Consider the following 17,243-nt stretch of genomic DNA (forward strand, 5'->3'; position numbering starts at 1 on the left):
AATGAAAAGCAGAAAATACAAGGAAAACAGAGGCCTTACCGGAAGGGGCACGGATTATTCAGTATACAGAATGACTCCGGTGCAGGCTGCCGCTTCAGCGGCGGCGGGAGGGGCAGGAGGGGCACTTGCGTTCAGCATCTTCTTTGGTGCAGGTATTCCTGCGGCTGCAGCTGCCGCGGCAGGTGCGGCAGCCGGAGTGAAATACGGCACGAAATTCTTCAAGGAAAGAAGAAACAGCGAGCTTACGATGCAGTTTAAGGACCTTCTTGAATCGATCGCTTCATCGCTGTCGGCCGGTCAGAACATACCATGTTCCATTGAGTCGGCGCTGACAGACCTGAAGCAGATATACGGAGACAAGTCGCTTATCGTAAAGGAGACATCCGCAATAGCGGACGGTATGAGAAACAATCTTAATCCTGAGGAACTTTTCGGGGACTTTGCTTTAAGAAGCGGTCAGAAAGATATCCGCACCTTTGCCGAGACGTTCAGCGTCTGCAACAGGAGCGGGGGAAATATGAGAGATGTTATAATCAGAACGACAAGGATACTGAGTGAGAAAATGCAGACTGAAAAGGAAATAAGCGTTATTGCATCAAAGGGGCGTAATCAGCTCTGGCTTATGACGGTAATGCCGTTCATAATAATACCGATGCTTAAGACTCTCGGTGAAGACGGTGTATCCGGAAACAACATCATTACGGTGGTCGTTAAGGCAGTAGGAGCGGTGATCATCGCCGGAGCAGTCTTTGCCGGCAAACGGATAACCGATATCAGAATGTAGGAGACAGTAATGAAAACAGATCCTTTGTTTATAATGGCGGCGGCAGGATCGCTTCTGACGCTGCTCTGGACAGCGCTTTTTATAAAGGGCTTCGGTAAATACAGGGAGATAACCTCAGTAAAGGCTGCAAGGGAACTTAAGCTTAACGGTATTTTTCATACGGGTTTCGAACTCATGAAGCTTTTAAAGATAAATACCGGAAGCGGAAAATTTGCGGAAAAGAGAAGCAATGCTGCCGAGATCTACGGCGAACGCTACGCTGGCTTTTACACCTACCTTTTTACCGGGGCGCAGATAAGCTACGCTTTCCTTGGCTTACCGGTCTCGCTTCTTGCGGGAGCGGCAGCCGGAAGCACAGCGACAGGACTTGCCGGTTGCGCGGCGTCGCTTATTCTGCTTGTGATTTACGATTATGATGTTAAAAAGAAGGTGAACGCAAGGCACGATGCCGTAATGTGTGAGCTTCCGGACATAATCATGAGGCTTACACTTCTTCTCAATGCAGGAATGGTCCTTCGTGATGCCTGGAATACGATTGCTGAATCGTCGGATACGGAGCTCGGAAAGGAGATGAGAAAAACGGGTTCGGACATACGTAACGGAATGTCTGAAACTGAGGCTTTCGAAGCATTCGCAGGAAGATGCCGTACCCGTGAGATAAGAAAATTTGCAGGTTCTCTTGTACAGAACCTGAAGAAAGGCAGCGCCGGACTTTCCGCCTGCCTTGAGGAACTCGCTGATGAACAGTGGGAGGAAAAGAAAAATTACGTTAAAAAGAAGGCCGCCGCGTCGGAACAGACTCTTCTGTTCCCGATGTTGATGATCTTCGTGGCGATCATTCTTATGATAATCGTTCCCGTGTTCACAAATATGATGTGACGGGAATAGAAAAGCTGGTTTATTCATGAACCGGCGGGACACGGGCGAACCCCTGCAGATCCCCTTTCCGCAGATCCGGCTGATCCGGATCTGCGACCAGAAATTTAAAAACAATTTTTATTAACAAGGAGTAATTTATTATGAAAAACTTATTTGCAGACAAGATGGACAGAATGACAGACGTAATGGCAAACAGAGCAGCAGCTGCAGTTCTTGCGGCAAAAAGAGGCGTGAACGGTTTCCTTTATGAAGAGGACGGTGAGACCAATCTCGTTGCTATTCTGCTCATAATCATTGTAACGGTAGCTCTGGTTGCGATATTCAAGACAAGAATTACTGCACTTGTAAATACGCTTTTTGATAAGCTTGAAAAGAGTGCTAAGGGTATCTGATCGCTTTTTCCGGAGCGAAAAAGGATCAGTTCAGGTCATCGAAGCGGCGCTTGTGTATCCGGTGGTGATATTCACAGTCGTGACACTCATCTACATGGGAATGTACATCTACGATGTGTCGCTTCTTAATGACAGAGCAAGGATGGCAGCGGTCACCGCAGCGAAGACAGTGACATTCACGGGCTACGATGAGCTTGGTGATGTGTATTCCTCGCTGGAGCTGGATCCGAAAGCTCCTGCTCCGGACAGAGCACATGTGGACAAATACTATTCTGAATCAAGTCCGTACCGTTATTTTGTAAACGGAAAAGCTGATGACAGGTTTGCAGCAAAGGTATGTGATTATGCATCAGACGGACTGTTCCGCGGAACAGGGGTGACCTGTACAGTGGATGTGAGGCGTAAACTTTTCGACAGGGAAGTTGTTGTAACTGTTGAAAAGGACGTAAGCCTTCCGGGCATTCTGAGACTGTCCGGCGTAAGGACCGGCAGAAAGATGACAGCTACGGCTTCAGCGGTCACATCAGATCCGGCGGAATTTGTGAGAAATACTGATCTTGTTATGGACGCAGCATCATTTATCGGAAACAAAACCGGCATAAACGGTAAACTTGCAGGCGTACGTACCAGGATCTCGGAAGCACTTGGAAAGTTAAAGGCGGGCAGTAAATGAAAAAGAAAAAGCATCCTGCAGGATCGATAACTATTGAGGCGTCTCTGGCACTTGCGTTTTTTATTTTCGGTTATCTTGCCATACTGTCGCTTGTTTATGCAGTCAGAACTGAAAGCACGGTACAGTATGGAATTGACCGTGCCGCATCTGAAATAGCTCGTTATTCGTACACGGCTGAGCGGCTGTCGCTTACGCAGTATGTGACGCAGGCGGGTATGACGGCAGGCGAGATCATCGACAATATCGAAGGATTTCAGAATATCGCCGGGGGCACGGTATCAGGCGACGGATCAGGCGTGACACTTGCGGAAATGGCAAACCAGCTGACCGGAAATGCCACCATAAGCGGTTTAGCGGGAGATCCCCTGTTCCGTTCGGTATTTGCAGGATGTGTGGCAGGAAGCAAGGCGGAAGCCGATAAGTATTTTAAGAATATGGCCGGTATAACTACCGATGACATCGACTTTCATTATTCATCGGTGCTGCGGGACGGAAAAACTGTTGAAATAGTTGCCGTCTACAAAGTAAAGCTTAAGACATACGGGCTTTTCGGCAAAAAAGGCCTTTCTCTTACCATGAAAAATACAGCCTGTGCAGGTGCGTGGCTTGCGGGAAATAAAAAATCACAGCAGCAACAGCAGCAGAACACGCCTTCTGCTCCGTCAAAATGGAGCCTCAGCGCATTTAAACGAGGACAGGCGTGGGTGTCTGAGATAAAATCGGAGCACGCCAAGGCAGCTGTAAAGAGCGGAAAGGGTGTCGACATCTGTGAAAACGGAACGTATACCATGATCGGTTCGGTGAACATCTTCATGCCTTCCTATTCCGACTGTTCAAAGGAAGGCTCCTCTGATCCGGCTGATTACAGCATAAAGGAAGCCGCTTTTTCGAAGGCTGTCAGCGGTTACGCATCGCAGCTGAAGAAATCGGTAAAGGAAAAAAGGGGAGAACTTCAGTTTGAAAACGGTACTGCAGTTCCTGACCAGGGCAAAAATGCAAAGCTTGCGCTGATAATAGTCGTTCCGGCTGAGGGAGCTGCTTCAGCCTCTGCAAAGGACGTGCTTGACAAAACTGCGGACAAGATGAGGAAAAACGGCGTTGAAGTTCACTACGAATTTCGTGAAAGTGCTTTCTACACGGAAAAATAGGAAAGGAAGAAATATGAAGGAGATCATTACAGGAGGAGCTCTTGCTCTCGTTTCAGCGGTGCTGTTCGCATTATTCAGTCCCGTGACAGAAAAGGAAAAACAGAAGAAGGACGGAAGAAAGAGATTTTTATTATCACTGCCTGTCTATATAATTACTGATATCATTTCAGCATTCATAGCCAGAGGTGCGGGTGTGAATCTGCCTGAAGCGGTCAGCCTTATACTGGCTGCCAACTTTATCTTCCTTCTGGGAGCTATTGATCTTAAACACAGAAGAATACCTAATGCGTATGTGGGAGCTGCGCTGGTCTTCAGGACGGTTTTCATTTTCGCGCAGGGCATTGCGGAACATGATCTTGCCAGCGTTACCATTTGTTCAATCTGTGGATTTGCAGCCGGCGGACTTATAACGGGTCTTGCCTACGTGATATCACATAAGGGTATCGGCTCAGGAGACGTCAAGATGTTTGCAGTCATCGGATATTTTGCAGGCGGAGTTGCCGTGATCGATATTCTCGTTTATTCAACGCTTTTCTGCTGCATATGTGGAATAGTGCTTCTCGTCACAAAAAAGTGCGGTAAAAAAGACAGCATACCTATGGCGCCTTTTGCCTATGCGGGTACAATGCTCTACATCATTGCAGGAATGTAAGGAGGACACTGTGAAAAAGATCGGAAACGCGGTTTATCCGCTTGCGCTCATCATGCTCATGTCACTTGCGTGGATGAATGTATGTACATCGGGCGAAAAGGACGAAAAACTGTTTGATGAATACTTTTCAAATGCTCAGATGAATGAAGAAAAGCAGGCATATATAACAGCGGCTGAATGGTATGTGAAAGCTGCTGAGATAAAGCCGGATGAAGATACACTGCTTCTTGCGGCTGAAAATTTCAGAAAGTGCGACGAAAATGATATGTTCCTCCGCTGCTGCCGCAGAGCCGCGGAATGTGAGGACTGTACCGCAAAGCCGTGGGTGCTTGCCGGACGTTATTATCTTGACAACGATAAGGCGGCCGAGGCGGCAAAGCTCTTTTCTGAAATGCCTGAGTCATGCAGGAACGATGAGACGGAAGAGCTTATGGCCGAGGCGTCCGGATGTTTCCACACCTGCTACAGAACTTTTAACGATGCAAAGCCGTTCCACGGTAAATATTTTGCAGCATGTGAAGGTGAACTCTGGGGACTTGCGGATGCAGAGGGTCAGTTCTTCATTGCTCCTGAGTACGATGCGGTCGGCGCCTACGATCCTGAGGAGGATCTGGTGCCTGTCTGCAGCGGAGGTATCTGGAAATTCGTCAACGAATACGGCCAGACCAGATTCGCTCTTTCAAAGGAATACACCCTGCTCGGTTCCTTCGGCGACGGACTTGCTCCGTTCTGCCGTGACGGAAAGTACGGTTACACCGATCTCGATTACAACGAAAGCAGCGAACGTTTTGAATATGCCGGTTCATTTTCAGGCGGAGTTGCCGCAGTCAAGAAGGACGGCAGCTGGTACCTTGTAAACAGTGATCTTGTTCCTGCAACGAACGAAAAATATGACGAGATTATCCTTGACGAATACGGTTTCTGCGCACACGAAGGCGTAACAGAGGCCGTGAAGGGCGGAAAGACAGTTTTCCTCGATAAAAACGGCAGCGAAGTACCTGAAAAGAAAATGTTCTCATGCGGCCTTGCACCGGTATCCGCCGGCTTCGGCGAGGGATATGAAAACGAAAAAGGAGATATTGTAATAGATGCATATTTTGAAAAAAACCACACCTTTTTCCCCTGACGGCTGTGCACTTGTAAAAGAAGACGGCGTCTGGAAGGTCATTACACTCGATATTTACAGATAAAAGGAGTCCGGCTGCGCCTGCAGCCGGATATTTTATATGATGAAATGTAACACAAATTGTATTCAAAAAAGTATTGTAATTTGTAAAACAATATGATATTATAGAATTGACAGGAAAGGAGAATGTATTATGATTATTCGAAGGGAAATTGATCTGAATGAACCGCTGAGTGAAGAACAGAAACATATGCTTGAAGCATTGAAAACAAGACCGGTGCGCCCCGATGAAGACTGTCCTGAGCTGACGGAAGAACAGATCAGTCAGCTTGCAAGGGTGTCTGAGCAGCGGCGTGAAGACCGAAGAAAGCAGACAGTTACTCTGAGACTTTCTCCGCAGGCACTGAAAACTGCAAAATCTCTTGGCAAAGGATATACATCTGTGCTTAGCCGGATACTTGAAAGTGCACTGACAGACGCAGAACTTATAAAACATTATCTGTAAGAAAACGCTGATCAATTCATAAATCAGCGTGGGGTACGGGGCGAAGCCCCGCAAGCTCCCCATCCGAAAATACGGCGAAGCCGTATTTTCGATTAAATCAGTGTATACTAAGAAAAATGAAGAGGTGTCATATGTAACGGGTTATCAGGTTACATATGTCACCTTATTTTATTACAAATGACATCTATCCTTAAAGCAGGGGGCGGTGTATAATATAGTCAGGATCATACAGGAGATACAGGGCAGAGACCCTGTTAATAAACGAGGTGATAAGTATGTTTGGTGATTTACTGATAATGCTTCTTATAGTCTGGCTGGCGCTTCCTCTCGGACTTATACCGGCGGTAATCGTACTTGCCGTTAAAAACTCAAAGCTTAGGAAGATGCTTTCCGGTGAGGCTGTTCCATACGGACTCTCCGAAAACATACCTGTAAAGGAACGCAAACCGTTAAGTTTCAGTGTGCTTCTGGTAGTCGGTGTACTGTTCGTTATCATCTCCGGTATCGTATTTGCGACATCGGGCTGGAACTACATGAGCGGAACCGTAAAGACAGTCATGATACTTTCCATGAGTGCTGTTTTCTTTGCAGCATGTGCAGTTTCCGAAAAGAAATTCCATCTTGACAGAACAGGATTTGCATTCTATCTTCTCGGCGGAATATTCCTGCCTGTATCCGTTGTCGGAATAGCATATTTCAGACTGCTCGGACCGTGGTTCATGTTCTCTCCGTCTTCTGCTCACTATGTATTCCTTACAATGATGGCAGTAACATTACCGGTTCTCATTTTCGCACAGTATCACTACAGGGGATCGGCTGTTGTCCGCTATATTTTTTCAACCGCCTTCGCAGTCGAATACACAGGATTTTCGCTTGCCTTTACCGAAAGTATTTACGGACAGGATTTTGAAGATGTAACTCTTATGGCAGTTCTTCTCGGTATAGGATATCTTGTTTTTGCTGCCGTTCCTGCCCTCAGATGTGTTACTGCCCAGTTTATCTTTACAGCCTCACTGCTGTACTGCTCAGCCGGTCTGGTCAGAGGTTCCGCAGCCGCTGCGGTATGCGGCCTTGCATGTACAGTTATATCACTGATGATAAACCGTAAGGCGTACAGTACACTCAGTATCATCAGCTTCCCGGTAATGACAGCAGCTCTTGTAAATGTACTTACCGCTGAAATAAAGGATGAGCAGGGATACCGTGAAGATATGGCTTTCATCGGTGTCACAATGGCAGTCCTTGCTGTACTTACATTTGTTTTCAGTGCGTCATTCCTCAGAAATATCCGCCTTCCGGAAGTGTTAAGAAGAGGGGATAAGTCTGAACAGACAGGCATCGACTCCGTCAAGCTCAAGTGGCTTGAAAGAGCATGCGGTACTGCGATTACAGTATTTTTCTTCGCAGGCTGGATCGAACTCGATTACGATTACGGAGAAACAGAATATCTTGTCTTCGGCTTCATTACTGCTGCATATTTTGCCCTGAAAGCGTTTGAGCATCACATCCGTGACACAGGACGTGAAACTGACAGAAACTTTGCCTTAAGCCTTATCGGTGTGACAGCCGCGTTTACATGCTTTCGCTTTGAAGCTCCTGAAATTATCGAAGCCGAATTCTACTGTGCATCGTCACTGCTTGCGACAATTCCTCTGATATTCATCTGGAAAAACCGCAGAAATATCACCGGATGGATCGTGTACATCCACACAGCCGTTGTTCTCGGGATTCTTATGCTCCACGCCTGGGATGAGGGAGAACTTATAAACGCAGTCATCCTCATCGGAGTGTGCACACTCATGGCAGTTTTCTCATTTATCAGAAGAGCAAAGAAATGGTTCATAATCTCAGCTATAGCATCTGTTCTGGTCGCTTTACAGCTGACAGGCGAACTGTTCATGATCTCATGGTGGGTATACCTCCTTGCAGTCGGCCTCATTCTTATCATTTACGCTGCAGTCAATGAATACTACCGCCAGAAGGGTGAAGAAAATCCTTTAAAGTCAGGGTTCCGCGAGTTTGCCGACAAAGTGTGGAAGTGACAAATGTCACTCTTATTTGATGACATTTGACACTAACGTATTTAAGCCCTCTGTGCTATAATATTATCAGAGGCTTAGAGAAATATAGCAGATATAAAGAACAAAAGAAAAGAGCACAAAAGTAAAATATAAATAAATATTTGCGGAACAAAATATTATAAAGGGCGGAGAACTTTATGTTCTCCGTTTTTTTCTTGGAAAACGCTGATTTATGGATAAATCAGCGTGGGGCACGGGGCGAAACCCCGCAATATCACCTCCCGGAAATCCGGCGAAGCAGTATTTCCGGTTTGATCAGCGTTTCCCTTGAAAAATACAGGATTAACGTGTATAATAGAAAATGGAGGCACCCGTAATGATCAACTTTGTCTATGTACTGCTTCACGTCATTGCACTTGTGGGAATGACTACGAGTATCGTATGGCTTGCACTGCGTGCAAAAAAAGAAAAAGGCAAATATGTTTTCATGCTCTGTCAGACCCTCATCATGATCTGGACGGCCTCACAGCTGTGTGATCTTGTTGCAGTGAATGCTGATCAGCTGTTCATAGGATACATGATTGGAAACATAGGTGTGAATTTTATCGGTGCAGCATGGTTCCATTTTGCTTCGCTTTACCGTCTGGAGAAAAGACATCTGCCGGTATGGCCGCTTTACTGCATAGGCGGTTTTAATTTCATTGCAGCAGCGACCAATCCGATACACCATCACTATTATCCTGTCTTTACGATGAAGTCAGTTACGCATGATTTCCTTTTCTACGGAAACGTGTTCTATACATACCTCTGTATCCTTGCGGGCATGATAATAATCTACCGCAGATCTTTCATAGAAAAGAGATTTTCGCGCAGGCAGGCTATTCTTGTGGCACTTTCCGTTATAGTGCCTACATGCCTGAATATCTCATACATTGCAGGCGCGTTTCCGGACCGTTTCGATCCGACTCCGTTCGGCTTCGGCATCACGAGCATCTGCATACTGCTTGCGGTGTACAAGTACGACTTCCTTGATGTAAACTACATGACATTTCCGAAAATCTTCAGAAATGTTCCGGGTGGTATCATCGTTGCTGACGCGCTCAGCAGCATCACCTACATCAATGATACGGCCAGGGATTATCTCGGTGAGATAAATTCTGCCGGCGACATCTACGCAGCGGTCTCCGATGCTGATTTTGCTGAAAAAAGAAATGAGGCTTTCAGCGAGGCTGAAGTGAATATCGGCGCCAGAAGACTCAACATTAAAAGATACAATCATTATGACGGCAAAGCTGTTATGTCATCTGCCTTCATCATTACCGATGTTTCAAAATACCACGAGCTTATAGAGAAAACAAGAAAGCTCAATGCGGCCAACGAAGAGATCGCAGTTGAAAGGGAACGCAACCGTATCGCACAGGAAGTGCATGACACGGCCGGTCACACCATGACTCTGATCAACTCGGCGGCAAATATACTTAAAATAAAATATCCTGAACTTCCTGAGGAAGCGAAGGAATATATAAACGACATCTCCCGCGAAGCCACAGCCGGCATATCCACGCTTCGAATGGCTATAAACAACATGAAGCATCAGTCGTACACAAGTATTACTGACGGTATAAGAACACTGGCTGACAGCGTCAAGGGGATCGAATGTGAATTATGTGTACAGGGCGAAGAAACAGAAGACTATCTTTTCTGTGCAGTGGCAGTATGTGACTCGTGCCGTGAATCCATCACGAACAGTCTCAGATATTCCGGCGCTGACAGAATAGACATCGTTGTCAAATTCCTTGAGCAGTCCCTCGAGGTATATATCTTTGACAACGGCTGCGGATGCAGCGGGATACACGAAGGAAACGGACTTTCGGGTATCGTCAACCGAATAAAGGAAATTGGCGGGGTAGTCTCATTTAAATCCAGTGAGGGCAATGGGTTTACCACTGCCATAAAGATTCCACTGGGGGAGAAAGTGTGATAAAAATAATAATTGCTGATGATCTCAGCATGCTCAGACAGGGAATACAGGTAGTCCTGGAAACCGACAGCGAGATAAAGGTCTGCGCTCTCGCATCAAACGGACGCGAGGCTTTTGAACTGTGCAAGGAACATAATCCGGATGTCGTGCTCATGGATATGCGCATGCCGGAATTTGACGGCGCATACGGCACACGTCTTATAAAGGAAAATTATCCCGAAACGAAGGTGCTCGTGCTCACGACCTTCGATGACGATGAAACTGTCACCGAGGCGATGGGATGCGGTGCAGACGGATACATCCTGAAGGAAATGGAAAGCGAGAAGATAATTCAGGCGGTAAAGGCCGTAAGCAGCGGCATTAAAGTTTTCGGCGCAAACGTATACAGCGGCATCCAGAAGAAGATCACCGAAAGCCCGAAGCCGGAACATAATACGGAAAACGAGGCAATCGCTGAACTTTCACCGCGCGAACGCGAGATAATGGTCCTCATCGCCGAAGGCCTCGACAACAAGAACATCGCTGCAAAGCTTTTCCTTGCCGAAGGCACAGTAAGAAACAACATTTCACGTATGCTCGACAAACTCGGCCTCAAAGACCGCACCCAGCTTGCAGTGTATGCTGTAAAAAATAATATAGTATAAAAGTCAGGTCATCTCCGCGGAGATGACCTTTTTACGTAAAAAGGAGCAATCCTTCCTTCGGAATGATTGCTGTTTTTTATAATCTGGATTATAATTTTTTTTAAATTTTTAAGGTGAGTGCAAAATTTTTTCTGTTTACAGGTATTTATTCGTATAAGTATATATAGTATTTGAATCGGAAATGTGGTATAATAACTATATCTGCGGAAAATTCCGCAAAAGGAGCTCTGATCAATTAATAAATCAGCGATGAGAACGGGGTGCAGCCACTCAGTTTTCCCACTCCGGCATCCGGCGAAGCCGTATTGCTGGCCAGATCAGTGTTTCCTCGATATGAATAAATTAAAAGGGTGAATTCTGATCCATGATATATTTTGATAACGCTGCCACCACAAAGCCGGCAAAGACCGTTGCCGAAACGGTTTATAAGTGCCTTGAAGACAACTTCGGAAATCCGTCGTCGCTTCATGCGCTGGGGCTGAAGGCGGAGCAGACCATGACTGCGGCACGAAAGAATATCGCTGATGCTCTCGGTGTTCCGGCAGAGACAGTGTATTTTACTTCCGGCGCTACCGAAAGCAGCAATCTTGCAGTTCGCGGAGCTGCCGGAACATACGGCCGCAGGAAGAAGAAAGTCATTACAACTACAGTTGAACATTCATCTGTAAAGGAAGCCTTTAACCGTCTTGAAGAAGAAGGCTTCGAAGTCATAAGGATAAGTCCTCGTGACGGAGCGTTTGATCCTGCGGACTTTATCAGAGCAGCAGATGAAAGTACCTGCCTTATAAGCATGATGCTCGTAAACAACGAAACCGGTGCTGTCCTTCCGGTAAAGAAAGTGTTTACAGAAATAAAGCGCAGATTCCCTGATATCATCACTCACTGTGACGCAGTTCAGGCGTTTATGAAAATACCCGTAAAACCGAACGACCTTAAAGCAGATCTCATTTCCATGAGTGCCCACAAGATCTACGGTCCGAAGGGCGTCGGTGCTCTTTACGTAAAGAAGGGCGTCAGACTTTTAAAACAGAACCTTGGCGGCAGGCAGGAGAACAATATGCGCGGCGGTACCGAAGCCGTTCCGCTTATAGCAGGTTTCGGTGAGGCTGTTTCACTTCTTGCCGGAACAATGGCAGAAAGAACTGAAAAACTCGAAGCACTCAGAAAATATCTTACGGAAAAGATAAGCGCAATGGACGGCGTGGTTCTTAATTCCCGTGAAGACGCTGTACCATATATAGTAAACATTTCGGTAAAAGGCATCCGTTCCGAGATAATCCTCCACTTCCTTGAAGAGAAGGAGATCTACATTTCAAGCGGATCAGCCTGCTCGAAGGGAGCCAAGAGCGGCGTCCTCGGTGAGTTCGGTATAAGACCGGAACTCGAGGACAGTGCTTTAAGAATAAGCTTCTGCCATGAAAACACGGAAGCGGAAATAGATGAATTCATAAACGCGCTTGAAGAAGCACAGAAACGACTCAGAAGATAAATACCGGAAGTTTCGTCAGTATCCTGTCAGGTCGTTCTGACGACCGGCAGCGGATGAAGCGTAACCGCTTAACAGAAGTATTATACATTATAAAGGAGTATTCCGAATGAAAGAACTCATACTCGCCAAATACGGCGAAATCGCCCTCAAGGGGCTCAACAAGAACACATTTGAAAATCTTCTTATCAAGAATATGAAAAGAAGACTTGATCCGCTTGGAAAGTTTCACGTTACCAAGATGCAGTCCACTATCTATGTGGAATCTGAAGACGGAAGCGTTGATGCGGATACAATACTTGAAAAGCTTAAGACCGTTTTCGGTATTGCAGCGCTCTGCAAGGCCGGAGTAATGGAAAAGGATTTTGAAAAGATCGCCGAAGGAACTTTCGAATATCTTGAAGATGTCCTTACATACGCACGTACATTCAAGGTAGAGGCAAAGCGCGCCGACAAGCACTTCCCGATGAAATCTCCTGAAATATGCATGGAACTCGGCGGAAGGATACTTGAAAAATTTCCTCACCTTACAGTTGATGTAAAGAATCCTGATGTAACTGTTACAGTCGAGATCCGTGACACCAACGCTTACGTACACGCTGTAAGGATCCAGGGCGCAGGCGGACTCCCTGTCGGAAGCTCAGGAAATGCAATGCTTCTCATTTCAGGCGGTATCGACAGTCCGGTTGCAGGCTACATGATGGCAAAGCGCGGTATTCACGTAAGTGCCGTTCACTTCATCAGCCCGCCGTACACATCCGAGCGTGCCCGTATAAAGGTAGAGCAGCTCTGCGAAAAGATAACAGCCTACTGCGGCGACATCGCATTCTTCTGCGTACCTTTTACCGAAATACAGGAAGCTATCAAGGACAACTGCCCTGAGGAGTACTTTACTATTATAATGCGAAGACTCATGATGGAGATCGCACAGCGCCTCAGCGAGCGTGAGAAGTGCCTCGCTCTTATAACAGGTGAAAGTGTTGGCCAGGTCGCAAGCCAGACCCTCAGTGCCATTGCCTGCACAGATGCCGTATGCCGCATGCCGGTGTTCAGACCGCTTATCGGTATGGACAAGACTGAAATAATTGAAATTTCGAGAAAAATAGACACCTTTGACATTTCAATACAGCCTTATGAGGACTGCTGCACGGTATTCACGCCAAAGCACCCGAAGACAAAACCAACAGTTGAGGAGATCGAAAAAGCACAGAATTCGTTCGATTTCTCCAAAATGGTAGAAAAAGCTGTTGCAGAGACTGAGATAAAGATCATCAGACACTGAGACTTGTTCACAATCTGTTAATAAAATACATCAATTTCGTTCATTTATATTGCGCATGTTTTATATAAATGAGCCCGAATGTTCATGAAAGTTTGTGGAAACGCTAAAGATTCAGCTCGAAAACTTGACAAAGGAGTTCTCAGAATGCTAAAATGAGTATCACTGAACGAAAAGCATGATTATTTTCGGTCAGTGATGATCATACGGAAACGGGATTTGTCACAGGATTCAGAGCTGCTGGATTACAGGAGAGATAACATAATGAGCAGATCAGCTGTTCGGACTAACAGGAAAAACAGATTTTCCTACAGTGATGTCTTAAAAAATATTTTCCCGTGGAAAGGTGATCCTGTCAGGGAAGTGATTAGAAAGATAGTCTTTCTGATAGCTATAATCGTTTTCGGTATATGCGCCTTTCTGATATTCAATTACTACTACGACAACTACAAGAGCAGGCATCTCTACAACGAGATCGCGAAAGAAGTTCCTGCCCTTGAGGAAATCGCAGAGGAAACTCAGAAACCGGAGTACGCTGAAGAAGAGATGCTTCCTTACATGGAAACACTCGTCGCTATGAATCCGGATACAGTAGGATACATCCAGATACCGGACAAAAACGGAAGCTGCGAGGACAGCGGCGTTGATTATCCTATAGTGCAGAAACGCGATGAATGGGAAAGGGACTTCTACCTTAACCATAACTTCCGCGGTGAGCCGGCCAGTGCAGGTACTTTCTATCTTGACTACAGAAATGTTCTCACATCAAGGGAACGTTCAGGAAACCTCATCGTCTACGGACACGAGATGAGCGACGGAAGCATGTTCGGAAAACTCAAGAACTATGTGGTTGATTCATACTTCTACGAGGAACATCCGCTTGTACTGCTTTCATCACTTTATGAAGTTTCAACATACAAGATCTTCGGATATTACTACGCAGACGGCGGCGACGGAGAGTGTGATTTCTATTACACAGACAAAATAGATTTCGGATCAGAAGATGAATTCTACGATTATGTCAACCAGATCAAAATGCGTGCGTGGGCAGAAAACGGCGTCGATGTAAAATACGGCGATGAGCTCCTCACACTTTCGACCTGTGCGACTAATGCATATCATGATGCGCGCTTTGTTGTTGCTGCACGAAAGGTAAGACCGGGCGAAGACAAATACGCCGGAACCGAATACAGCAAAACACGCGACAATCCTCTCATGCCTCGTGAATGGTACAAGGCAAAGGGCGAGGAACCTCATTTCGACGACACAGATTTTGTGCCTTACGGATAAGAAAGGCAGACTTCTATTTATGGATAAAAAAAAGAAAACTATTATTGCTGTAAGCGCAGCGGCAGCGGCCTTTGCGGTAGCAGCAGGAGTATTTCTTCTCACAAGAAAGCCTCCTGAGCAGCCAGTTGAGGTAGTTCAGGAAACAACAGAGGCTTCAACAGCACCGGTAACAGCACCGGTAACTGAAGCTGAAACGGAGCCGGTAACAACTTTTCCTCCGTTTTCAAACGGTCTCTGTCTGAAGGCTCAGGAATACAGAGAGATCAACTCCGATACAGTCGGCTGGATAAGGATCAGCGGTACAGTCATCGACTATCCGATAACCCAGACAGGCGACAACGACTACTACATCGACAGGGATTTTTACAGAAATCCTGATCCGGCAGGCTGGGTATTCATGGATTACCGCTGCGGGATCCGTTCCGACTACTTTACGGACAACACTCTTCTTTACGGTCATAACATGGCGTCAGGCGTTATGTTCAGTGACCTCAAGAACTATGAACGATACGCTGACTTCTATGAACGAAATCCTATTGTGGAAGTAAGTTCACTGACGACAGATTATCAGTATAAAATTTTTGCGTTTATGCCTTGCAACGGTGTTCACGGTTCAGACTTCGAGTTCTGGAACTACATTTTCTTCTCAAGGGAAAAGGAACCGGAGTGGACTCTCAGGGAATACCTTTCAAAGATAGACGAGAAATCACTTATCACGACCAATGTTGATCTTCGTGAAGATGACAAATATCTCGCACTTTCAACATGTTACGGCGGTGACACCACCGATCCGACACGTTTTGTCGTTCTGGCAAGAATGGTAAGACCGGGTGAAGATCCGTACGAAGGAACAACAGGAAGCGTAAGACGTTACTGATCCCTTTCAGGATAAGTGAAATTTAATAACCCCGTGCGGGGTTCGAATGGAGTTTTTATGAAAGAACAATTACCACTAAAGCGAATATTTATCGGGCTTGTTACAAGCGTGACAGCAGGTGTTGCAGTTACAGCAGCAGGCACGGTAGATAAAACGGTACTGGTTCATCCTGAAAAAGCTTCTTCCTCTTACGTTGTAAAGAGTGAAGCTTCTGCAGATAACATTTACAGTGCCGATGCCTCAGTTGTAGCGCTCAATCATGAAGAAACTAATAACAGCACAGCAAAGCTTACAGACCTTACTACAGTTTCATCGAGTGCATTCAAAGCAGCCGCAGCAGAAATTGAAGAACCAGAGGTTTCTGAAACAACAGCTGCAGAGGAGTCACAGGAAGAATACGAAGCAGAGGAATGGTGGAAAGCAGACCTTTCCGATTACAGCGAGAATCTTGAAAAGGAAGACCTCGTTCCTATTGAAACAACTGCCGAAGTGGCAGATGAAGAGGAATCAGATTCCGATTCTGAAGAATTTTACGACGATGAAGATGAACAGTTCGCTGAACAGACTTCAGGCGATCCGAGAGTCATCAGGGAAGCATCAGATGCTCCTCAGTCAGGCGTTTCAGTCGGCGCAGCGGAAATAAGACTTCCGTCAGAACTTACACCGAATACGGTATACTTTACAAGCTACGGTTTCGGACACGGTATAGGAATGAGCCAGAACGGTGCAAATTACTATGCAAAGTACGGTGGTTACGATTATCTTCAGATACTTGACCACTACTATCCGGGAACATCAGTTCAGTATAATCCGGGTGCGGAAAATGAAACAATTACTGTAAGGGGTATTTCAGGAAGCGTTGTCGACATTATCTCAATGGTGTGCAATGCGGAAATAGGCTCTTCGTTTGAAACAGAAGCCATCAAGGCACAGGCGGTTGCAGCTTACACATTCGTTAAGCACGCAGGCGGCAGCACAAGCGGTATGGCTATCAAGGCAGGTCCTGACCAGAAGATAGTCGATGCAGTACGTTCAGTGCTCGGTCAGGCAGTTTACTACAACGGTGACTATGCACTTACAATGTTCTGCGCATCAAGCGGCGGTGCAACAGCGTCGAACAAGGACATCATTATTGACGACCTTCCTTATTTAAGATCAGTTGTTTCCGAATATGATGCACAGTACGATCCGCACTACGGCGAAATGTCATCAATGAGTGTTGACACACTTCGCTACAGGATCCAGAATGCATACGGCATCTATCTTTCATCAGCATACAGCCAGTGGATCCAGCCGGTAATAGGTGACGGCGGATACGTTTCAAAGGTATGCATCGACGGACAGAAGACCGTCAACGGATACGATTTCGCAAGAGTTATCGGACTCAGAACACCTAAGTTCTCAGTTTACTGTAACTGATAGTAAAGGAAATACAGAAGATCAGCTTTTCTGAAACTGAATTTCAGTTTTCAGAAAGGCTTTTTCTATTTGTGTTTGTGTGGTATA

Annotated in this window: 16 protein-coding genes; all 16 read left to right on the forward strand. The window is 46.1% G+C overall.

Annotation, left to right across the window (positions count from 1 at the left end; translation table 11 throughout):
• The first annotated feature begins 1 nt into the window (after window position 1).
• Window positions 2-784, forward strand: a complete 783-nt coding sequence (locus CC97_RS14235; protein WP_044975676.1) for a hypothetical protein — start codon at window positions 2-4, stop codon at window positions 782-784.
• Between the two features lie 9 nt (window positions 785-793).
• A complete protein-coding gene (locus CC97_RS14240; protein ID WP_044975677.1) occupies window positions 794-1,663 on the forward strand; it encodes a type II secretion system F family protein in 870 nt (289 codons plus the stop codon).
• 140 nt (window positions 1,664-1,803) lie between these two features.
• Entirely contained in the window at window positions 1,804-2,055 is a 252-nt protein-coding gene (locus CC97_RS14245; RefSeq protein ID WP_044975679.1) for a Flp1 family type IVb pilin, read from the forward strand.
• Complete coding sequence (locus CC97_RS14250; protein WP_197021870.1) at window positions 2,039-2,728, forward strand: TadE family protein; 690 nt, start codon at window positions 2,039-2,041, stop codon at window positions 2,726-2,728. Before CC97_RS14245 ends, CC97_RS14250 begins: the two co-directional genes overlap by 17 nt.
• Complete coding sequence (locus CC97_RS14255; protein WP_044975684.1) at window positions 2,725-3,876, forward strand: hypothetical protein; 1,152 nt, start codon at window positions 2,725-2,727, stop codon at window positions 3,874-3,876. The genes CC97_RS14250 and CC97_RS14255 overlap by 4 nt, the downstream gene beginning before the upstream one ends.
• A gap of 13 nt (window positions 3,877-3,889) precedes the next feature.
• Complete coding sequence (locus CC97_RS19035; RefSeq protein WP_049962929.1) at window positions 3,890-4,528, forward strand: A24 family peptidase; 639 nt, start codon at window positions 3,890-3,892, stop codon at window positions 4,526-4,528.
• A gap of 10 nt (window positions 4,529-4,538) precedes the next feature.
• Window positions 4,539-5,654, forward strand: a complete 1,116-nt coding sequence (locus CC97_RS14265) for a WG repeat-containing protein (RefSeq protein ID WP_044975686.1) — start codon at window positions 4,539-4,541, stop codon at window positions 5,652-5,654.
• Between the two features lie 193 nt (window positions 5,655-5,847).
• Complete coding sequence (locus CC97_RS14270; protein WP_156036922.1) at window positions 5,848-6,159, forward strand: BrnA antitoxin family protein; 312 nt, start codon at window positions 5,848-5,850, stop codon at window positions 6,157-6,159.
• A gap of 275 nt (window positions 6,160-6,434) precedes the next feature.
• Entirely contained in the window at window positions 6,435-8,201 is a 1,767-nt protein-coding gene (locus CC97_RS14275) for a hypothetical protein (RefSeq protein ID WP_044975690.1), read from the forward strand.
• 355 nt (window positions 8,202-8,556) lie between these two features.
• Window positions 8,557-10,161: a histidine kinase N-terminal 7TM domain-containing protein gene (locus CC97_RS14285; protein WP_044975694.1), complete on the forward strand. Its 1,605-nt coding sequence runs from the start codon at window positions 8,557-8,559 to the stop codon at window positions 10,159-10,161.
• Window positions 10,158-10,805: a response regulator transcription factor gene (locus tag CC97_RS14290; RefSeq protein WP_044975695.1), complete on the forward strand. Its 648-nt coding sequence runs from the start codon at window positions 10,158-10,160 to the stop codon at window positions 10,803-10,805. The genes CC97_RS14285 and CC97_RS14290 overlap by 4 nt, the downstream gene beginning before the upstream one ends.
• Before the next feature lie 364 nt (window positions 10,806-11,169).
• Complete coding sequence (locus CC97_RS14295; RefSeq protein WP_044975697.1) at window positions 11,170-12,294, forward strand: cysteine desulfurase family protein; 1,125 nt, start codon at window positions 11,170-11,172, stop codon at window positions 12,292-12,294.
• 106 nt (window positions 12,295-12,400) lie between these two features.
• Window positions 12,401-13,573, forward strand: coding sequence for a tRNA uracil 4-sulfurtransferase ThiI (gene thiI / locus CC97_RS14300; protein ID WP_044975699.1), 1,173 nt, complete (start codon window positions 12,401-12,403; stop codon window positions 13,571-13,573).
• Window positions 13,574-13,834: 261 nt separating this feature from the next.
• The gene (gene srtB / locus CC97_RS14305; protein ID WP_044975700.1) at window positions 13,835-14,860 is read left to right on the forward strand and encodes a class B sortase; all 1,026 of its coding nucleotides are present in this window, start codon (window positions 13,835-13,837) and stop codon (window positions 14,858-14,860) included.
• A 19-nt stretch (window positions 14,861-14,879) separates the two neighbouring features.
• On the forward strand, window positions 14,880-15,737 hold the full coding sequence (locus tag CC97_RS14310) for a class B sortase (protein ID WP_044975702.1): 858 nt from the start codon (window positions 14,880-14,882) through the stop codon (window positions 15,735-15,737).
• Between the two features lie 57 nt (window positions 15,738-15,794).
• Window positions 15,795-17,156 (forward strand): SpoIID/LytB domain-containing protein, encoded by a 1,362-nt coding sequence (locus CC97_RS14315; protein WP_156036923.1) that lies wholly within the window; start codon window positions 15,795-15,797, stop codon window positions 17,154-17,156.
• Window positions 17,157-17,243: the final 87 nt, after the last annotated feature.

The organism is Ruminococcus sp. HUN007 (assembly GCF_000712055.1).
In the GTDB taxonomy this organism is placed as follows: Bacteria; Bacillota; Clostridia; order Oscillospirales; family Ruminococcaceae; genus HUN007.

What these genes read in the sequence shown, in the direction of transcription:
- thiI (WP_044975699.1), top strand. Translation starts at nt 12,401, where the DNA reads ATGAAAGAACTCATACTCGCCAAATACGGCGAAATCGCCCTCAAGGGG.
- CC97_RS14240 (WP_044975677.1), top strand. Translation starts at nt 794, where the DNA reads ATGAAAACAGATCCTTTGTTTATAATGGCGGCGGCAGGATCGCTTCTG.
- CC97_RS14235 (WP_044975676.1), top strand. Translation starts at nt 2, where the DNA reads ATGAAAAGCAGAAAATACAAGGAAAACAGAGGCCTTACCGGAAGGGGC.
- CC97_RS14285 (WP_044975694.1), top strand. Translation starts at nt 8,557, where the DNA reads ATGATCAACTTTGTCTATGTACTGCTTCACGTCATTGCACTTGTGGGA.
- CC97_RS14315 (WP_156036923.1), top strand. Translation starts at nt 15,795, where the DNA reads ATGAAAGAACAATTACCACTAAAGCGAATATTTATCGGGCTTGTTACA.
- CC97_RS14275 (WP_044975690.1), top strand. Translation starts at nt 6,435, where the DNA reads ATGTTTGGTGATTTACTGATAATGCTTCTTATAGTCTGGCTGGCGCTT.
- CC97_RS14245 (WP_044975679.1), top strand. Translation starts at nt 1,804, where the DNA reads ATGAAAAACTTATTTGCAGACAAGATGGACAGAATGACAGACGTAATG.
- srtB (WP_044975700.1), top strand. Translation starts at nt 13,835, where the DNA reads ATGAGCAGATCAGCTGTTCGGACTAACAGGAAAAACAGATTTTCCTAC.
- CC97_RS14295 (WP_044975697.1), top strand. Translation starts at nt 11,170, where the DNA reads ATGATATATTTTGATAACGCTGCCACCACAAAGCCGGCAAAGACCGTT.
- CC97_RS14270 (WP_156036922.1), top strand. Translation starts at nt 5,848, where the DNA reads ATGATTATTCGAAGGGAAATTGATCTGAATGAACCGCTGAGTGAAGAA.
- CC97_RS14310 (WP_044975702.1), top strand. Translation starts at nt 14,880, where the DNA reads ATGGATAAAAAAAAGAAAACTATTATTGCTGTAAGCGCAGCGGCAGCG.
- CC97_RS19035 (WP_049962929.1), top strand. Translation starts at nt 3,890, where the DNA reads ATGAAGGAGATCATTACAGGAGGAGCTCTTGCTCTCGTTTCAGCGGTG.
- CC97_RS14255 (WP_044975684.1), top strand. Translation starts at nt 2,725, where the DNA reads ATGAAAAAGAAAAAGCATCCTGCAGGATCGATAACTATTGAGGCGTCT.